This window comes from Bradyrhizobium sp. (genome assembly GCF_049798375.1).
GTDB lineage: Bacteria > Pseudomonadota > Alphaproteobacteria > Rhizobiales > Xanthobacteraceae > Bradyrhizobium.
Genome location: NZ_JBARGP010000269.1, coordinates 1 through 18,351, shown reverse-complemented (window position 1 = coordinate 18,351; position 18,351 = coordinate 1). Strand labels below are relative to the sequence as shown.

18 protein-coding genes and 1 pseudogene are annotated in these 18,351 nt (G+C 64.5%); 8 read left to right on the top strand and 11 right to left on the bottom strand.

Annotated features, from left to right (window positions below):
- Positions 1-100: 100 nt before the first annotated feature.
- Genes WA702_RS11520 through rpe form a run of 3 tightly spaced genes read right to left on the bottom strand, consistent with a single transcriptional unit; the run spans position 101 to position 2,155 of the window.
- On the bottom strand, positions 101-931 hold the full coding sequence (locus WA702_RS11520; RefSeq protein WP_425110643.1) for a bifunctional allantoicase/(S)-ureidoglycine aminohydrolase: 831 nt from the start codon (positions 929-931) through the stop codon (positions 101-103).
- Positions 932-959: 28 nt separating this feature from the next.
- A complete protein-coding gene (locus tag WA702_RS11515; protein WP_425110642.1) occupies positions 960-1,445 on the bottom strand; it encodes an ureidoglycolate lyase in 486 nt (161 codons plus the stop codon).
- Between the two features lie 8 nt (positions 1,446-1,453).
- Entirely contained in the window at positions 1,454-2,155 is a 702-nt protein-coding gene (gene rpe / locus WA702_RS11510; RefSeq protein WP_425110641.1) for a ribulose-phosphate 3-epimerase, read from the bottom strand.
- Between the two features lie 40 nt (positions 2,156-2,195).
- On the opposite strand from rpe, the gene WA702_RS11505 reads away from it, so the two are divergent.
- Complete coding sequence (locus WA702_RS11505) at positions 2,196-3,140, top strand: EF-hand domain-containing protein (RefSeq protein ID WP_425110640.1); 945 nt, start codon at positions 2,196-2,198, stop codon at positions 3,138-3,140.
- Positions 3,141-3,166: 26 nt separating this feature from the next.
- Here the strand turns inward: WA702_RS11505 and WA702_RS11500 are convergent, their stop codons facing one another.
- Positions 3,167-4,165: a P1 family peptidase gene (locus tag WA702_RS11500; protein ID WP_425110639.1), complete on the bottom strand. Its 999-nt coding sequence runs from the start codon at positions 4,163-4,165 to the stop codon at positions 3,167-3,169.
- A 64-nt stretch (positions 4,166-4,229) separates the two neighbouring features.
- Positions 4,230-6,989, bottom strand: a complete 2,760-nt coding sequence (locus WA702_RS11495) for a PAS domain S-box protein (RefSeq protein WP_425110638.1) — start codon at positions 6,987-6,989, stop codon at positions 4,230-4,232.
- Positions 6,990-7,222: 233 nt separating this feature from the next.
- Between WA702_RS11495 and WA702_RS11490 the strand changes: the two genes are divergently transcribed.
- Complete coding sequence (locus WA702_RS11490) at positions 7,223-7,615, top strand: response regulator (protein ID WP_425110637.1); 393 nt, start codon at positions 7,223-7,225, stop codon at positions 7,613-7,615.
- A 140-nt stretch (positions 7,616-7,755) separates the two neighbouring features.
- Here the strand turns inward: WA702_RS11490 and WA702_RS11485 are convergent, their stop codons facing one another.
- From WA702_RS11485 to WA702_RS11465, 5 genes are all read right to left on the bottom strand, one after another.
- A complete protein-coding gene (locus WA702_RS11485; protein ID WP_425110636.1) occupies positions 7,756-8,874 on the bottom strand; it encodes a branched-chain amino acid ABC transporter substrate-binding protein in 1,119 nt (372 codons plus the stop codon).
- A gap of 152 nt (positions 8,875-9,026) precedes the next feature.
- The gene (locus WA702_RS11480) at positions 9,027-9,782 is read right to left on the bottom strand and encodes an ABC transporter ATP-binding protein (protein ID WP_425110644.1); all 756 of its coding nucleotides are present in this window, start codon (positions 9,780-9,782) and stop codon (positions 9,027-9,029) included.
- Complete coding sequence (locus WA702_RS11475; RefSeq protein ID WP_425110635.1) at positions 9,782-10,615, bottom strand: ABC transporter ATP-binding protein; 834 nt, start codon at positions 10,613-10,615, stop codon at positions 9,782-9,784. Before WA702_RS11475 ends, WA702_RS11480 begins: the two co-directional genes overlap by 1 nt.
- Positions 10,612-11,940, bottom strand: a complete 1,329-nt coding sequence (gene livM / locus WA702_RS11470; RefSeq protein WP_425110634.1) for a high-affinity branched-chain amino acid ABC transporter permease LivM — start codon at positions 11,938-11,940, stop codon at positions 10,612-10,614. Before livM ends, WA702_RS11475 begins: the two co-directional genes overlap by 4 nt.
- Positions 11,941-11,952: 12 nt before the next feature.
- Complete coding sequence (locus tag WA702_RS11465) at positions 11,953-12,870, bottom strand: ABC transporter permease subunit (protein ID WP_425110633.1); 918 nt, start codon at positions 12,868-12,870, stop codon at positions 11,953-11,955.
- Positions 12,871-13,563: 693 nt separating this feature from the next.
- Here WA702_RS11465 and WA702_RS11460 point away from each other — a divergent pair.
- The gene (locus tag WA702_RS11460) at positions 13,564-14,091 is read left to right on the top strand and encodes a hypothetical protein (protein ID WP_425110632.1); all 528 of its coding nucleotides are present in this window, start codon (positions 13,564-13,566) and stop codon (positions 14,089-14,091) included.
- Between the two features lie 23 nt (positions 14,092-14,114).
- On the opposite strand, the gene pcaD is transcribed toward WA702_RS11460, so the two are convergent.
- Positions 14,115-14,897 carry a 3-oxoadipate enol-lactonase gene (gene pcaD / locus WA702_RS11455; RefSeq protein WP_425110631.1) on the bottom strand — a complete coding sequence of 261 codons (783 nt, stop codon included), beginning with the start codon at positions 14,895-14,897 and terminating at the stop codon, positions 14,115-14,117.
- A 240-nt stretch (positions 14,898-15,137) separates the two neighbouring features.
- Here pcaD and WA702_RS11450 point away from each other — a divergent pair, with 240 nt between their 5' ends.
- From WA702_RS11450 to WA702_RS11430, 5 genes and pseudogenes are all read left to right on the top strand, one after another.
- Positions 15,138-15,584: a CoxG family protein gene (locus tag WA702_RS11450; protein ID WP_425110630.1), complete on the top strand. Its 447-nt coding sequence runs from the start codon at positions 15,138-15,140 to the stop codon at positions 15,582-15,584.
- Between the two features lie 132 nt (positions 15,585-15,716).
- Positions 15,717-16,202 carry a (2Fe-2S)-binding protein gene (locus tag WA702_RS11445; protein WP_425110629.1) on the top strand — a complete coding sequence of 162 codons (486 nt, stop codon included), beginning with the start codon at positions 15,717-15,719 and terminating at the stop codon, positions 16,200-16,202.
- 42 nt (positions 16,203-16,244) lie between these two features.
- Positions 16,245-17,117: an FAD binding domain-containing protein gene (locus tag WA702_RS11440; RefSeq protein ID WP_425110628.1), complete on the top strand. Its 873-nt coding sequence runs from the start codon at positions 16,245-16,247 to the stop codon at positions 17,115-17,117.
- A 31-nt stretch (positions 17,118-17,148) separates the two neighbouring features.
- Positions 17,149-18,057, top strand: coding sequence for an AAA family ATPase (locus tag WA702_RS11435; protein ID WP_425110627.1), 909 nt, complete (start codon positions 17,149-17,151; stop codon positions 18,055-18,057).
- A gap of 139 nt (positions 18,058-18,196) precedes the next feature.
- A pseudogene (locus WA702_RS11430) lies at positions 18,197-18,351 on the top strand (VWA domain-containing protein); the annotation flags it as partial.

Here is an 18,351-nt window from a genome sequence, read left to right as displayed (position 1 = left end):
GAAAGCCTCGCCAATTTCGGCTATCTCGTGGTCGGCGTCTTCCTGGCGAGCTGGGTGATCTCGTTCCTGATCTATCGCTGGCAGGGGCTGGAGCGGCGGCTCACTTGAATGGCCGCAAATTCGTGTGCCGGTTGGCATCCTTGTAGAGCAGATAGCGGAAGCGGCCGGGACCGCCGGCGTAGCAGGCCTGCGGGCAGAACGCGCGCAGCCACATGAAATCGCCGGCCTCGACCTCGACCCAGTCGCGGTTGAGGCGATAGACCGCCTTGCCCTCGAGCACATAGAGCCCGTGCTCCATCACATGGGTTTCGAGGAACGGGATCACCGCGCCGGGCTCGAAGGTGACGATGTTGACATGCATGTCGTGACGAACGTCGAGCGGATCGACGAAGCGCGTGGTGGCCCAGCGCCCGTCGGTGTCCGGCATCGGCACCGGCGCGATGTCGGCCTCGTTGGTGACGAAGGCCTCCGGCACCGCGATATCAGGCACGGCCTGATAAGCCTTGCGGATCCAGTGGAAGGTGGCCGGCACCTTGTCGTCATTGCGCAAGGTCCAGTTGCTGCCCGGCGGCAGAAAGGCGTAGCCGCCGCTGCTCATGCGATGCGCGGTGCCATCAAGCGTCAGCGTGACGGTGCCGCCGACCACGAACAGCACGCCCTCGGCCTCGCCATCCGGCTCCGGCTTGTCGCTGCCACCGCGGGGGGCGACCTCGACGATGTATTGCGAGAAGGTCTCGGCAAAGCCCGACAGCGGCCGCGCGATCACCCAGACCCGGGTCTTGTCCCAGAACGGCAGCGCCGAAGTGACGATGTCGCGCATCACCCCCTTGGGGATCACGGCATAGGCCTCGGTGAACACGGCCCGGCCAGTCAACAGATCGGTCTGCGGGGGATGGCCGCCGGGAGGAACGAAATAGCTGCGCCTGTCCATGTTCAAATCCCCAAGCGCGCGTTGCGCACTACGCGACCGTCAACAGCAGCGGCTGATCCAGCCACACTTCCTCGAGATTATCCGCTCCCGTGCGATCGACCACCAGGAAGCGTTCGCCTTCCCCAACAACCAGCAGCGGATGATGCCAGACATTGCGCGCGTAGTTGACGCCCTGACGGCCCGTGGCGGTGAAGGCCCGATAGCTCGCGGTATCCTGTGGATCGCCGCAGACCACGACCAGCCACGGCCTGTCTTGCAGCGGCATGAACAATTGGGTGCCGAGCGGATGACGCTCCATCAGCCGGATTGCGATCGGCTGCGGGCGCGGCATGGCGTCGAACAGGCTGATATTGACCGGCGCGCCGTTGGTCGTGACGTCGATGCCGGCGAGGGCATCGAAGCGGCGCGCAAAACCCTGGTTGATCTCGACAGGCAGCGCGCCATCGGTCTCCACGACGTCACCGAACGGGGCGAAGGCCGCCTTGGTCAGAGGCTCCGGCGTCAGCGCGCGCATCGGTTTGGTCAGATCGCCTCGCCGCGTGCCTGCGCTGCCGCGTCGCGGATCGCGGCGATGTTGCTACGGTAGGCGTCCATCGTGCCGCCCTTGAACACAGCCGAGCCGGCGACGAAAGCGTTGGCGCCGGCCGCGGCGAGCGGACCCGCGACGTCGGGAGCCACGCCGCCATCAACCTCGATGTCGACAGGACGGCCCGCAAGCATGGCGCGCAGATCCTGGAGCTTGCCGAGCGTGGAAGGGATGAAGGCCTGGCCGCCAAAGCCGGGATTGACCGACATGATCAGCACGAGGTCGATCAGGTCGAGCACATATTCGATCACGTTGAGCGGGGTCGACGGATTGAGCGTGACGCCGGCCTTCTTGCCGAGTGCGCGGATCGCCTGCAGCGAACGATGCAGGTGGGGTCCTGCCTCGGCATGCACGGTGATGTGGTCGCAGCCGGCCTTGGCGAAGGCTTCGAGATAGGGATCGCAGGGCGAGATCATCAAATGCGCGTCGAAGATCTTCTTGGTATGCGGACGCAGCGCCTTGATGACGTCGGGGCCGTAGGAAATGTTGGGCACGAAATGCCCGTCCATCACGTCGAGATGGATCCAGTCGGCGCCGGCCGCATCGACCGCGCGCACTTCATCGCCCAGCTTGGAGAAGTCGGAGGCCAGGATCGAGGGCGCAATCACGAGAGGACGCGGCGTGAATGACGAGGTCATGGGCGCTGTTTCCAGATCGAAAGGGAGGTGAGGCCGTAACATGCAGGCTCAGTTCCGGCAACGAAGGCAGGGAAATTTCTGCCCGCCGCCGGCACGAAATGCCGGGACAATTTATCGGCCCTCGAGAAAAAATGCCGATATTTCAACCGCTTTCGCTTTGGCATGCGGTTTGCGACGGGCTCCTCGACACATATCTCGCCGCCAGCTTTCAGGCGGCATCGGGCGGAGTTCTGTCATGTGGTTTGCGCTTGGTGCAGCGTCCTCGATCTTCGACGGACTGCAATCGCTGGGCTCGTCGAAGTCGACGTCGGGCCAGTCGGGTAGCGGGCAGGCGTCCAGCCTGTTCGATTTTCTCGGCGGTTCCAATTCGAACGCCGCAACCTCAACGTCAACGGCCGCCTCGTCCGGCACGAGCGCCGGCTCGCAGATCGCGCCGCAGACGATGAGCGCGCTGCTCTCGGCGCAGAGCGATGCGAGCTCGACATCGGCAACAGCCAGTGCGAATGCGAGCTACACCGATCCGCTGCAGGATTTGTACGCACAGATCGACGGCAATAGTAACGGGTCGATCAGCAAGTCCGAGTTCGAGACCGCGCTCGGCGCCGGCGGCACCAACACCGCCCAGGCCGACGACGTGTTCAGCAAAATGGACAAGGACGGTGACGGCAGCGTCAGCATGGCCGAGATGAAATCGGCGCTCCAGGGCGCCGGTCACCACGGTCATCATCATCACGTCGCGGCATCGTCTGAAGCGAGCAGCGCCAGCGCAGACACGGCTTCGTCGTCCAACAGTGATGCGTTGCTGCAGGCGATATCGGACAGCCAGGACAGCGCCAGCAAAAACAACGGCGACGGATCGACCAAGCCGGGGACATCCAACGGGCTGCAGAATGTGACTGGGCTTTATCAGCTGGCCCAGTTGGCACACAACCAGCCAACGCAGAACGCCTCCGCCCATTCTTCGTCGGTATCTATGACGGTCTAAGCAAGCTAAAGCTGCGAATTGTCCGATCAGCGGCCGAACCGCTCCTGCCACGCCGGCAATGCGCCGGCGAAGGGCAGGGCGGTGGCGTGGTAGACACCGCGCGCAATCGCGCGCGCCAGCACGTTGGCTGCGACCATGCCGAGCTCGCTCAAGCCGACCAGCGGCTCGACGGGCTTCACGCCGGTCGCCGCAGCAAACACCACATCGCCGTCGAGCGGCAGGTGCACCGGATAGATCGCGCGCGCCATCCCGGTCTGCGCCACCATGGCCAGCCGCTTCGCCTGCGGCTTGGTCAGGACGGCATCGGTGACGACCACCGCGAGCGTAGTATTCTCGGTCGCGGTCGCTCGTGGGCCGCCCTTGATCCGCATCGCAAGCATCTCCTGCGTGAATTGCGCCGGCAGGCCACGGCCGCCGAACTCGCCATCAAGCTCGAACGGCGCCGCCCAGAACCAGGGACCATCGCCGACCGTGACGGTGCCGACCGCATTGACGACTGCGAGCGCCGCGACCTTGATGCCATCGGGGGTGACAGACGACGCCGAGCCCAACCCGCCCTTGAGCGTCGCGGTGGTCGCGCCGAGGCCGGCACCGACGCTGCCGAGCCCGAATTCGGTCCCGGCGGAGGCCGCCGCCTGATAGCCCAGGTCGCGATAGGGCGGAAAGCGGCCCCAGGCCTTGTCGCCGCCGTTCAGGAGATCGAACACCACCGCACCCGGCACGATCGGCACGCGCGCTGCGCCGACCGCGAAGCCGCGGCCCTGTTCGGCGAGCCAAGCCTGCACGCCGCCGCTGGCGTCGAGGCCGAGCGCCGAGCCGCCGGACAGCGTGATCGCGTCGATGCGCTCGACGGTGTTGACGGGATCGAGCAGCGCATCGTCGCGTACGCCGGGGCCGCCGCCGCGAATGTCGATTGCAGCGACCGCCGGCTGGTCGAACAGAATTGCGGTGACGCCCGAGGCGAGTTTGGCGTCGTCAGCATGGCCGACGCGGACGCCTTCGATGTCGGTGAGCAGGTTCTTCACGGGACCGGACCGCCAGAGTGAGCTTGAGAGATCGGTTGATCGATATCGCAGCCGTGCTTGCCGCTCAACGGCCAAGCGCGATCCGGATCATCCTGGCCAGCTCCGGCTTGCGATAGGGTTTTGCGAGCAGCAGCACGCCGTCGTCGAGCCGGCCGTGATGGATCACGGCGTCCTCGGTATAGCCCGATGTGAACAGCGTCTTCAGCGCAGGGCGCCGCTGCTGCGCGGCGCTGGCGAGCTGGGCTCCGTTCATCGGTCCCGGCATGATGACGTCGGTGAACAGAAGATCGATTTCGGCGTCGCCGTCGATGATCTCGAGCGCCTCGGCGGCGTCAGCGGCCGACAACGTCGCATAGCCGAGGCTCTTGACCTGCGCCACGACGAATTTGCGCACCAGCGCGTCGTCCTCGACGATCAGGATTGTCTCCGCGCCGCCGAGAGCCTCGTTCGCTGTCGTCGTCGTCGGGCTCGACGGTTTCTCTTCGCGTGAGCACGGCAGATAGAGCTTGACGCAGGTGCCCTGGCCGACTTCGCTGTAGATCTTGACGTGACCGCCCGACTGCTTGACGAAACCGAACACCATGGAGAGGCCAAGGCCGGTGCCCTTGCCAACGCCTTTGGTCGAGAAAAAGGGATCGAACACCTTCTCCAGATAGGCGGGAGGAATGCCGCCCCCGGTGTCGCTGACTGCGATCATCACATACTCGCCGGCGAGAAGCTCGCTGTGAGCACGCGCGTAATCTTCATCGAGCGATACGTTGCGGGTCTCAAGCGTCAGCTTGCCACCCTGCGGCATGGCGTCGCGGGCATTGAGCGCGAGATTGAGGATCGCGGTGGTGAGCTGATTTGGATCGACCAAAGCGGAGCAGGCGTCATCCGTGAAACGGGCCGACACATCGATGTGCTCGCCCAGCGTCGGGCGCAGCAGCTTGGCCGCCTCGACGATCAGTGCATTGACGTCCAGATCGACCGGCTGCAGCGGCTGCTTGCGGGCAAAGGCCAGCAATTGCTGCGTCAATCGCGCGCCTCGCTCGGCGGATTCGTCGATCAGCTTCGCGATCGAGGCGAGCTCCGGCCGGTCGGCGACCCCGTCGGCGAGGATGCCGATGGAGCCGGTAATCACCGTGAGGATGTTGTTGAAGTCATGGGCGACTCCACCGGTGAGCTGGCCGATCGCTTCCATCTTCTGCGCCTGTCGGGCCTGCGCCTCGGCCGCGCGCTTCTCGGTCTGGTCGCTGCCGACGAAGAAGTAGCGCTGCGCCGGCTCCGACCAGGTCGCCACCCAGCTCAGGACGACGGTGCGGCCGTCCTTGTGCAGCAACTGCGCCTCGTGCCTGCGCACCTGGCGATCCTGCCGGGCCGCGCGCATTTCGGCGCGCGCAGGGTCGAGATCGGCGGGATAGATGAACTCGGCGGTGTTGCGGCCCATCATCTCGTCGGGATGATAGCCGAGGATCGCGAATGAGCTCGGGCTGACCTGGACCACCACGCCGGTGCCGTCAGTGACCAGGATGAGATCCTGCGAGGTCTCGAAAACGCGTTGCCGTTCCTCGATCTCGCGGATGAGTGCGAGCTGCGTCCGCCTGCTTTCGGTGATGTCCCGCACCACCTTCGAGGCCCCGATGACGGTGCCATTCGCCGCATGGATCGGCGAGATGGTGGACGAGACCTCGAGCAGCCGCTCATCCTTGCGCCGTCGGACCGTCTCGTGGTGCTGGATCGACTCGTTGCGGGCGATTTTCGCGAGAATGCCGTCCACCTCGGCAAGGCGTTCGGATGGGACGATCAGCGAGACATGCCGCCCGACGACTTCGGTTCCGGAATAGCCGAACAGCTGCCCAGCGGCACGGTTCCATGAGGTAATGATGCCGTCGAGCGTCATGGTGAGAATGGCATCGTTTGAGGACTCCACCACGGCGCTGAATAGGCGCTCGCGCTCGCCGTGCCGCTCGCGGAGCTGCTCAAGCAGGCGCGACAGCTTCATCTGCAGCCCGACATTGTCGACCAGAAGGATGGCCAGCAGGATGCTTGCGGCGCAGAGCCCGTAGATCCGCCCGGCGTAGTAGCCGACGTCGAACCGGGTGGCATCGAAGATCGTGGTGAGCGCAATGTCGAACAGCCACGGGACCAAGGCGACCATAAGCCAGACGTCGAGCACGCTGTGCGGCCGCCTCATCCACAGCACGAGCAGCGTCGCCAATGTGAGGACTAGGATCATCGAGGCGACGAAGGTGAGGGACGCGGTCGCCCTATCGCCTATGGTCAGCACCGGAAGCCAATCGTGCCCGCCGACGACGATCCAGGTCAGGAGCGCGAGCGTGATCAGCGCCGCCGCGCCGCTGCGCACGATCACAGAGGTCGCCGATCCGCCGGCCCGGTCGTGGCTGACGTCGCGCTTTGAAAGGGCATAGGCCAGCGCGAACAACGGAAAACCCGCGTGCCGGATCACGTAGAGCCATGCAACGCTTTGCGGTCCCGCGCCGAGCGGATCGGCCTCTGTGAACAAGCCAAGAAACGCCAGGGTGTGAAGCAGCACGGCGGTCGACGTGAACAAATATCCGCAAGCCAGAAGTAGCAGCGCCCGCGACCTCAGGAGCGCGAATTGCGAGAACAGCAACACCGCGGTGACGAAGTCGTTGATCGTGAGTGCGGACTGATAGCCTGCGATCAACGCCGGCACGTTTGCGAGCTGCACTTTGGCAAAGGGTACCGTGACGGCGAAAGTGGCGGCCGCAACCGCAACGACTGCAAGCGCCGCGACGCGGTCGCGGGGCTTGGGCTGAGCCGTCGAAAGAAAGATGCTGCGGCCATCGTTCGCGTGCATTGCAATCCCCGTGCGCCGGCCGTGATGTCCACCGGAACCCGGCGAGCCGATCGCAAATAATAGTAATTGAATTCAATCAGAGGTTACGTGATACCAGTTCACCGCAGATTGCCTGCAGCTTCGTAATGAATTCAGTAACCGCCCCTTTACTCCCTCACAGGAATAATAACTCCTAGTTGTACCGGTTTCATTTTTAGGTCGTAGGCTGTCCAAAGGAAATACTGGAGCTCTTGATGCCGCGCATTATCGTGGTTGATGACCAGAAGGACGTTCGCGCCATGATTTGCATGGTGCTGCGCGTGAATCACTTCGAAGTCGTCGAAGCGGCCACCGCTCTGTCCGGCCTGCGGGCGTTCGGAGAAGAGCATTTCGACGCGGCGATCGTGGACATCTTTCTCGACGAGTCCAACGGCCTCGACCTCATTGCCCGCATGCGCGAGCTGGTTCCAGAACTACCTGTGGTCGCCGTGTCCGGCATGGCTGCCTTCGACGGTGTCGCGATGTCGGACGATCTGGCGCGGGTGGTGTATCTGCAGAAGCCGTTCCGTCCTGCGGAGCTGGTGCGCGCCGTCGCGGCCGCCCGTGCTGCAGTGCAGGTGCCACAGGCCGCGGCAGCGGGGATCTAGCGGCCGCTGTCGGAAGATCTGCGGCAGGACAGCAATATACCCGACGAAAACGCCCCGGCATGCCGGGGCGTTCGCATTTGTCGGAGGCGGGGAGCAGATCACCGATCCCCGCCGGATAAGCCGATATCCGTTTCGGGCGATCAGGACCCCTTGGTATTGATCTCGGCGTAGTTGCCGCTGGCGTCCCACTTGTAGACCACGTAGTCGAGCTGCTTGATGTCGCCCTTGGCGTCATACTCAAGCTTGCCGATCACGGTGTCCCAGGAGCCAGCCTTGATCACGTCCATCACCTTCTTCGGGTCGGTGGTGCCGGCCTTCTTCGCCGCCTGCGACCAGACCTGGATCGCGGCATAGGTGTAAAGCGTGTAGCCCTCGGGATCGATGTTCTTGGCCTTGAACTTCTCGACGATCGCAGCAGCGGTCGGCTTCTTGCGCGGGTCGGGGCCGAAGGTGAAGAGCGTGCCTTCGCCGGCCGGACCGGTGATGGAGGCGAATTCCTTGTCCGCCATCGCGTCGCCCGCCATCAGGATCGTCTTCATGCCCTGATCGCGCATCTGACGCAGGATCAGGCCGGCTTCCTGATGATAGCCGCCGACATAGACGAGATCGATGTTCTCGCGCTTCAACCGCGAGACGATCGCGTTGAAGTCCTTGTCGCCCTTGTTGTAGCTCTCGTAGAGCTTCTCGGTGACGCCAGCCTTGTTGAGCGCCTTCTTGGTCTCGTCGGCAAGACCCTTGCCGTAAGTCGTCTTGTCGTTGAGGATCGCGATGTTCTTGCCCTTGAAATTCTTCGCGATATAGGCCGCCGCCACCGCGCCCTGTTGGTCATCGCGACCGCAGACGCGGGCGACGTTCCAGAGCTTGCGCTCGGTGAACAGCGGGTTGGTCGAGGCCGGCGTGATCTGCAGCACGTTGCCGTCGGCATAGGCTTCCGAGGCCGGGATCGACGACGACGAACAGTAGTGACCGGCAACGAAGGGAATGCCGGCGGAGGCGATCTTCTCGGCCACCGAGCGCGCCTGCTTCGGATCGCAGGCATCGTCCTCGCTGTCGAGCGCGAGCTTCTTGCCGAGCACGCCCCCTGAGGCGTTGAGCTGATCGACGGCCATCTCGGCGCCGTTCTTCATCTGCCGTCCGAACGCGGACTCCGTGCCGGTCATGGGACCAGCCACCGCGATGGTGATGTCGTCCGCCAGCGCCGCAGTCGAGAGCGCGATAGTCGCGCCCAGAGCCAAGCCGATGAGATTGAGTGGTTTCATGAGAAATCCCCGATGGTGATCGACACGGACGACCCGGCGGACCGGATCGTCGGATCGCGTGCATTGTGGCTGATTTTACCGCGAAGTCACCGGCAATTTTCGGGCAAATGACAGGCGAAACCGGGTATTCGGTCGCGCCAGCCGTGGCCATGTCAGCCGTGACGGCCGCCTTCCAGGTAGGCGGCGCGAATTTCCGGCCGTTGCAGCAGCTCTGCCCCGGAGCCGGCCATCGTGATCAGCCCGTTGACCAGCACGTAGCCGCGATGGGCGAGCTTCAACGCATGGTTGGCGTTCTGCTCGACGATCAGCACCGTGAGGCCGTCCTGCTTGTTCAAGGTGCGGATCGCGTCGAAAATCTGGCGGGCGATCAGCGGCGCGAGCCCGAGCGAGGGCTCATCCAAAAGTAGCAGACGCGGGCGGCTCATCAGGGCGCGCCCGATCGCCAGCATCTGCTGCTCGCCGCCCGACAGGGTGCCGCCGCGCTGCTCTATGCGCTCTTTCAGCCGCGGAAACAGCGCGAACACCCGTTCCAGGCTGTTGGTGCGCTCGGCTTCGCTGGTATTGGTGGCGTCCGCGCCCATCTGTAGATTTTCGGCGACGCTCATGCGGGGGAAAATCCGCCGGCCCTCCGGCGCTTGCGCGATCCGGAGCCGCGCGATCTGATGCGTCGGCACCCGCGTGATGTCGGCGCCATCGTACAGGATCTGGCCGGTGCTGGCGCGCGGCCGGCCGAAGATCGACATCATCAGCGTCGATTTGCCGGCGCCGTTGGCCCCGATCAGGGCAACGATCTCGCCGGGCTTGATATCGAGATCGACGCCCTTGAGCGCTTCGATCTTGCCATAGGCTGCACGCAAATTGCGGATCGCGAGCAGGGGGAAGATGGGAGATTTGTCGTGCGACGCGATCACGTCCCGCTCCCCATCACGGCGATGGCTTCCTCTTCGTCGGCGCCGAGATACGCCGCAATCACCTTCGGATCGTCGCGCACCGCATCAGGCGCGCCCTCGGCGATCTTGACCCCATAATCCATCACGATCACGCGGTCGGAGATCTCCATCACCACGCTCATGTCGTGCTCGATCAGGAGGATCGAGGTGCCGTGCTCGGCGCGGATCGACAACAACAGCTCGCTCAGGCTCGCGCTCTCGCGCGCGTTGAGGCCGGCTGCCGGCTCGTCGAGGCACAACAGCGCGGGCTCGGTGCACATCGCGCGCGCGATCTCGAGCCGGCGCTGGTCGCCATAGGCGAGGTTGCCGGCAGCATCGTCGGCGCGATCGAGCAGGCCGATCCGCTTCAGCCAGAACGTCGCCGCATCGATGGCGCGCCTCTCCGCGCTCTTGTAGGAGGGCACGCCGAGCAGCCCCAGCAGCGTGAATCCCGAGGCGCGCATCAATGCATTGTGCTGCGCGACCATCAGGTTCTCCAGCGCCGTCATGCCGGGGAACAGCCGGATGTTCTGGAAGGTGCGGGCGACCTTGGCCTGTTTGGAGATCTTGTAGTCGTTCAGCGTCTGCAGCTGATACTGGCTGTCGTCGACATGGGTCAGCCGGATCGCGCCCGAGGTCGGCTTGTAGAAGCCGGTGATGCAGTTGAACACGGTGGTCTTGCCGGCGCCATTGGGGCCGATCAGCGCGGTGATCTGCTGCCGCCGCGCCTCGAACGACAAATCGTTGACGGCCACGATGCCGCCGAAGCGCATGGTCAGATGCTCGATGGCGAGAATAGGGGGCGCGCTCATCCGTGGCCTTCCTTGACGAGGTCGGAGGAGATCGCCTCGGACTTTCTGAGAAAGACCGTGGGGGCGCGATGGCCGATGATGCCGCGCGGACGCCAGATCATCAGCAGCACCATGGCAAGACCGAACACCAGCATGCGGTAGGTCTCGAGGCTGCGGAACAGCTCGAAGCCGCCGATCATCGCCAAGGCTGCGAGCGCGACGCCGAGCTGCGAGCCCATGCCGCCCAGCACGACGATCGCAAGCACCAGTGCCGATTCCTGGAAGGTGAAGGATTCGGGGCTGATGAAGCCCTGCCGTGTTGCGAAGAAGGCTCCGGCGAAGCCGCCGAACATCGCCCCGGTCGCGAACGCGGTGAGCTTGGTGGTGGTGATGTTGATGCCGAGCGCGCGGCAGGCGACCTCGTCCTCGCGCAAGGCTTCCCAGGCGCGTCCGATCGGCAGCCGCCGCAGCCGGATCGTGACCCAGTTGGTGAGCAGCGCCAGCGCCAGGATCAGATAGAACAGAAACACGATCCGATGGGTCGCCGAGAAGGGGATGCCGAGCTTGGCGGCGAGCCCGTCGGGCCCAGGGCTCAGCGGAATGCCGAACAGTGTCGGGCGCGGAATGCCGGAGATGCCGTTCGGTCCGCCGGTGAGGTCCTGCCAGTTGAGAATGACGAGGCGGATGATCTCGCCGAAGGCGAGCGTCACGATGGCGAGATAGTCGCCGCGCAGCCGCAGCACGGGGAAGCCGAGCAGCACGCCCCAGAAGGCGGCGAGGATGCCGGCCAGCGGCAGGCAGACCCAGAACGACAGTCCGAAGGTGGTAGAGAGCAAAGCGTAGGAATAGGCGCCGACGGCATAGAAGGCGACATAGCCGAGGTCGAGCAGGCCGGCGAGACCGACCACGACGTTGAGACCCCAACCCAGCATCACATAGGTCAGCACCAAGATGCCGAGGTCGAGAAGGTAGCGCTGATTGTAGAAGATCACCGGCACCAGCAAAGCAAAGATCAGCAGCACCGGGGCGAGGAAGCGGCCGGCAAAGGTGATGCCCCGCTGCACCGGCTTAGGGATGAGGCCTGCCGTGCCGCCGAGCGGACCGAGCCAGCGTCGGAACAGCTCGACCGCGATCGAGCCGAAGAACACCGCAGCGACGAGCTCGGCGAGCTCCTCGAAGCGGGTCCAGAAGACCAGCTGTCCGGTGGGACCCGCCTCGGTGCGGATGCCGACCATCAACGAGAACAGGCCGAGCGCAATTAGCGCGCTGAGGAAGGCCTTTTTGAGGATGAAGGCCATGCCTGCCGGCTGGTCTTCGTTTGTGGAACCGGGAAGGAATGCGCTCACGCGAAACCGCCGTCAGACTTTTTCGACTTCGGGCCGGCCGAGCAGGCCGGTCGGAAGGAAGATCAGAACCACGATCAGGATCGAGAATGCCGCAACGTCCTTGTACTCGACCGAGAAATAGGCCGACCACAGCGTTTCGATCAGGCCGATCGCCAGGCCGCCGAGCATGGCACCCGGCAGCGAGCCGATGCCGCCGAGCACGGCGGCGGTGAAGGCCTTGATGCCGGCGACGAAGCCCATGTAGAAATCGACCAAGCCGTAGTAGAGCAGATACATCATGCCCGCGACAGCGGCGAGCGCGGATCCGATGACGAACGTCATCGAAATGGTGCGGTCGACGTCAACGCCGAGCAGCGAGGCCATGGTCTGGTCCTGCTCGCAGGCGCGCATATCGCGTCCGAGCCGCGTGCGCGACACCAGCCAGGTAAACAGCGCCAGCAGCACGACCGTGGTGATGACGACGACGATCTGGACGTTGGAGAGTTGCACCACGAAGCCGTCGGCACTCTCGTGCAGCGTGTGTCCGCCGGTGATGATCGGCGGCACGGGCTTGACGCGCGCGCCCTGCGCGACCTGCGAATAGTTCGAGAGCACGAAGGACATGCCGATGGCGGAAAGCATGGGCGCTAGGCGGAAGGAATGGCGCAGCGGACGGTAGGCGATGCGCTCGACCGTCCAGCCATAAAGCGCGGTGATGGCCATCGAAACCAACAGCACCACCAGCAGGATTACCGGCACCGCGGTCAGTCCGAGCGAGACCAGAATCAAGAACGAGATCAGTGAAATGAAGCCGCCGATCATGAAGATGTCGCCATGCGCGAAGTTGATCATGCCGACGATGCCATAGACCATGGTGTAACCGATCGCGATCAGGCCGTAGATCGAACCAAGAACCAGGCCGTTGATGAGCTGCTGAGCAAAATAATCCATGGACCGCCGATCGTTCGTTCGCAACGCAGCAAGAGCCCCCGCGGCACAAGTCGGCCTCTGGACCACGCGTCGTCGCATTACTAACAGCAAGGAACTGCGGGCGGCAACAGAGTGCGGTGCCGCAAAAGCAGGCTTGTCCCGCCTTCTTTGGTAGCGGTGCTCCGGTTGCCACGTTGACGCCACAAGGAGGCCACGGAATGATCCGCTCGGAACTACAGATGTCATACGACGCTTGCGCCGTTCGCGGGCCAGTTCGGGTGACGTTCAAACAGGAAGATCCCGATGAGCGGTCAGAACCAGAATCCCGGCCAGCAGAGCCAGAACCCGAGTCCCGGTCAGCAGCAGCAGGGTGGTGGGCGGCGGCCCGGCCAACAGCAGCAGGACCCCGGACGTCAGGATCGCTAGTCATGATGCCGTGCGGAGAGCCGCCGGGTCAGTGCGCTGGCTTGGATTGAGTTCACGTCGCGAATGTGAATTCGCGACAGGGAGAGCGCAAAAAACGTTGAGCAAAGAGGGGCTCGCAGAGGGGCGGGGCCCTCTTCCTGTTTCGGGGAAGGCCCGCGGTGGCAGCGCAGTCCGTCCGTCCGCCCATTAAGGTAAACAAAGGGTTTAAATTGCCCGCCGCCGGTCCCGCGCGTTAGCTCGCCGAAATCCCGCAAGGCGCAAGGGCGCGAGACAACGGTGGGGAGTAACATGTTCAAAAACTGGCGGCTCAGTTCCTGCAACGGTGCGCTGCTCGCGGCCTATTTCATTCCGGCCTGGAGCCTCATCAGCTTCCACATCATGATGTCGCCGGTGCGTGGCCTGTTCGAACGTCCGAACATCTCGGTCGCGCTGTTCGTCAGCGACACCCTGCAACTGTCCGGCATGGGCACCGTGCGGGTGGCCTGGCTGCTGGCGCTGGCCCGGCTGACGGTCGCCGCCTTCTTCGCGATCTTCGTGGTGCTGGTCAGCCTGCCGCGGGTCCGCAGGGCCGGCAGCGGCAACGAGGCGCTGGCGATTGCGCTCGGGCTCGGCAGCCTGATCAGTTTCGCCAGCATGCTGATGGCTTCCCACGCCCATGAGGTCGAAGCGCTGCGGCTGCATGCGACCGAACTGATGCTGCTGCTCGGCACGGCGATCGTGCTGCTGGTCGAAGCGCCAGCGCAGGACGCCGGCGGCGTTTCAACTGTAACGCGCGAGCCCCGCGCCATCGATCAGCGCGCCTTGCCCGCTCAATAGTTCGTTATGCCTTGGCGCTCAAGTCAGCGCTGCGTCAGAAAGCCGAGCACGGCATCGTTGAAAGCGAGTGCCGCCTCGACATTGGAGATGTGGGCGGCATCGAGGATGGTCATACTGGCGCCCGGGATCTGGCTGCGGATCGCCTCTGCCATCGAAATCGGCGTCGACTTGTCGTAGCGGCCGGCGATCACCAAAGTCGGGCTCTTGACCTTCGGCAGGTCGGCGCGCAGGTCGAGCTTGGCCAGGGCCTGGCAGCTCGCGATATAGCCCTCCACCGGCGTCGCGATCAGCATCGCCTTCAGGCTCGCGGCAATGTCCGGCTGCCGGTCGCGAAAATCCTGCGTCAGCCAGCCGCCGATGACGGTATCGGCCACCGATGCCAGCCCGCCTTCCTTCACCGCCTTGATGCGGGCGTCCCAGATCGCCGGATCAGGGTAATGGCAGGTGGTGTTGGACAGCACGATCTTGCCGAGCCGCTCCGGCGCGTTGGCGCCGAGCCATTGCCCGACCATGCCGCCCATCGACAGACCGACCCAATGCACCTTCTCGATGTTGAGATCGTCGAGGATCGCCAGCACGTCGCGGCCGAAGCGCTCGACCGAATAGGGCCCGGCCGGGACGCCGGATTTGCCGTGGCCGCGGCGGTCGTAGCGGATGACGCGAAACACCTGGGCGAGCGCCCGCATCTGCGGCTCCCACATCTGCAGGGTGCAGCCGAGCGAATTCGACAGCATCAAGGTCGGGCCGCCGTCGCGGCCCTCGACCGTGACGTTGAGCAGGCAACCATCGGCATCGATCATCGGCATGGCAGTGCGTCCTTGGCGTCCTTGAGCATTGGCGCTGATTCTGGCGCGACCTAACACTCCTGTTCGAAGCTGCCAACTGGGAAGCGGTGGCGGGGTGGGGCGATTCCCATAGGGTCCATCCGATTCTGCATCGCCACCCGTCGCCTGCGCCCTTCCTTTTGCCGCGCCAGTGCATTAGTTCAGGTTCCTCAACTGAGTCCAAAACCGGCCAGCCTCTAAAAACATTTTGGGAGCTCTCACATGGCGATGACGATGACAGGCGAAGTCCAGCTTGCGGCGCCGCGCGAGGCCGTCTGGGAGAAGCTGAACGATCCTGCGGTCTTGAAGACCTGCATTCCCGGTTGCGAGGAGTTGGAAAGGACCGAAGACGGCGGTCTCCGCGCGGTTGCCAAGATGAAGGTCGGCCCGGTGTCGGCGCGCTTCAAGGGCAAGGTGACCTTGAGCGATCTCGACCCGCCCAATGGCTACAAGATCTCGGGAGAGGGCGAGGGCGGCGTGGCCGGCTTCGCCAAGGGCGGCGCCACCGTCGCGCTGAGCGACAAGGACGGCGGCACGCTGCTGTCCTACAATGTCGAGGCCCAGATCGGCGGCAAGCTGGCCCAGCTTGGTCAGCGGCTGATCAACGGCACCGCCAAGAAATTGGCCGATGAGTTTTTCGCGAACTTTGCCAAGGCGGTGCAAGGGTAAGCTCAGTCGCAGGTGAGATCCGCTGCCGGTAAGGTTGCCCGTCGCCGGGATGGCCCATATGATGGTTTTCGACTGATTTTTGCTGAACTGTGCTGCGGTGCAACGCCGTGGTGTTGTCGATAGAGAGTCTGAATGGCCAAAATTTCCCTGATTGTGAACGGCAATCCCGTCACGGCGAATGTCGATCCCCGGACCCTGCTGGTGCAGTTCCTGCGCGAGAATCTGCGGCTGACCGGCACCCATGTCGGCTGCGACACCTCGCAATGCGGCGCCTGCGTCGTGCATATCGATGGCAAGGCGGTGAAGTCCTGCACCACGCTCGCCGTGATGGCCGATGGCCACGAGGTCAAGACCATCGAGGGCTTGGCTGCCGATGGCGCGCCGCTGCATCCGATGCAGGAGGCGTTCCGCGAGCATCACGGCCTGCAATGCGGGTTCTGCACCCCCGGCATGATCATGACCGCGGTCGACTTGGTGCACCGCAAGGGCCACGATCTGAGCGAGGCTGTGATCCGCGAGGAGCTGGAAGGCAATCTCTGCCGTTGCACCGGCTATCAGAACATCGTGCAGTCGATCGCCGCCGGCGCCAAGGCCATGGCAAAGTCGGACCTCGCATAAGTCAGCCATTTCCCGCGGTCGGGACATCCCCAGGATATTTCCATGTACGAATTCAAATATCACCGCCCGGAAACCGTGCGGCAGGCCGCCAATCTCCTCGTCAAGAACGAGGACGCGAAGCTGATCGCCGGCGGCCATACGCTGGTTCCGGTCATGAAGCAGCGGCTGGCCAGCCCGCCACATCTGGTGGATCTCTCGCATATCGAAGGGCTCAACACGATCGAGCTCAAAGGACGCGCGCTGGTGATCGGCGCCACCGCGCGCCATGCCGAGGTGGCCAACTCCGCTGTGGTCGGCGAGGCGATCCCGGCGCTGGCCCACCTCGCAGGCCTGATCGGCGATCCGGCGGTGCGTCACCGCGGCACCATCGGCGGCTCGCTCGCCAACAATGATCCGACCGCTGACTATCCGGCCGCCTGCCTCGCGCTCGGCGCCACCATCGTCACCAACAAGCGCAAGCTGAAGGCGGAAGAGTACTTCCAGGGCCTGTTCACGACCGCGCTCGAGGCCGACGAGATCATCACCAAGGTGAGCTTCCCGCTGCCGAAGAAGGCGGCCTATGTGAAGTTCCGCAACCAGGCCTCGCGCTATGCCTTGGTCGGCGTGTTCGTGGCGCGCCGTCCCTCGGACGTGCGCGTCGCGGTCACCGGCGCCGGCCAGGACGGCGTGTTCCGGGTCACGGCCTTCGAGGAGGCGCTGCAGAAGCGTTTCTCGCCGAAGGTGCTGGAGGGCATCAACGTGCCGGCCGAGGGCCTCAACAGCGACATCCATGGCAGCGCCGAATATCGCGCCCATCTGATCGGCGTGCTGGCGCGCCGCGCGGTCGATGCCGCTAATGCGGAGGCCAAGGCGTCGGTCGAGTCCGAAGCGGCCGCGGAGCCCGATTCTGCTAACCCTGAGGCTCCGACCTCGTGACGCCGCGGGCCTCAACAAGACGGGTTCGCTCATGAGTGCGGCGGCATTGCCAAATTCTGTCGATGCGATGCTCGAGCTATTGGGCTCCCACGGCTATCTGGCCGAGCGGTCGCTGGCGACGGTGACCTATCTATCGCTGCGGATGGGCCGGCCCTTGTTCCTCGAAGGCGAGGCCGGCGTCGGCAAGACCGAGATCGCCAAGGTGTTGTCGGCGGCGCTGGGGCGCAAGCTGATCCGCCTGCAATGCTATGAAGGGCTCGACGTTTCCTCCGCCGTCTATGAGTGGAATAGCGCTGCGCAGATGATTGCGATCCGGCTGGCGGAAGCCGGCGGTGACGTCGATCGCGACCAGCTCACCTCGGACATCTTTGCCGACCGCTATCTGATCAAGCGTCCGCTGTTGCAGGCGCTGGAGCCGGACGTGGCGGGGGCGCCGGTGTTGTTGATCGACGAGCTCGACCGCGCCGACGAGGCGTTCGAGGCGTACCTCCTGGAAATCCTCTCCGATTTCCAGGTTACGATCCCCGAATTCGGCACGGTCAAGGCGCCACAGCCGCCGATCGTCATCATCACCTCGAACCGCACCCGCGAGATTCACGACGCGCTGAAGCGGCGCTGCCTTTATCACTGGGTCGACTATCCCTCGACCGAGCGCGAGCTCGCGATCGTGCGGACGCGGTTGCCGGGTATCCCCGAGCGGCTGTCGCAGCAGGTCGTGCGCTTCGTGCAGGCGCTGCGCGACCAGGACTTCTACAAGTCGCCTGGCGTCGCCGAGACGCTGGACTGGGCGACGGCGCTGACCGAGCTCGATGCCCGCAGCCTCACTGCCGAGGTGGTCGGCGACACGCTGGGCGCGCTGCTCAAGTATCAGGACGACATCGCGCGGATGCAGGGCGACGCTTTGCAGAGGGTGATCAAGGACGCGACGAGCGAGAACTGACTTGTCATTCTGGGGCGATGCGCGCGACAAAATGGCCGAGCCATTTTGCGCGGACAGCATCGAACCCGGAATCTCGCGCCACAAACTTCTAGATTCCGGGTTCATCGCTGCGCGATGCCCCGGAATGACGGGACCAAACATGCCCATCAACCACCTCGCACCTCCGACCGGCGCCATGGCCGACAACGTCACCGGCTTTGCCCGCGCGCTGCGTGCGGCCGGCCTGCCGGTCGGGCCCGGCGCGGTGCTGGATGCGTTGACGGCGCTGGAGGCGATCGACATCGGCCAGCGTGC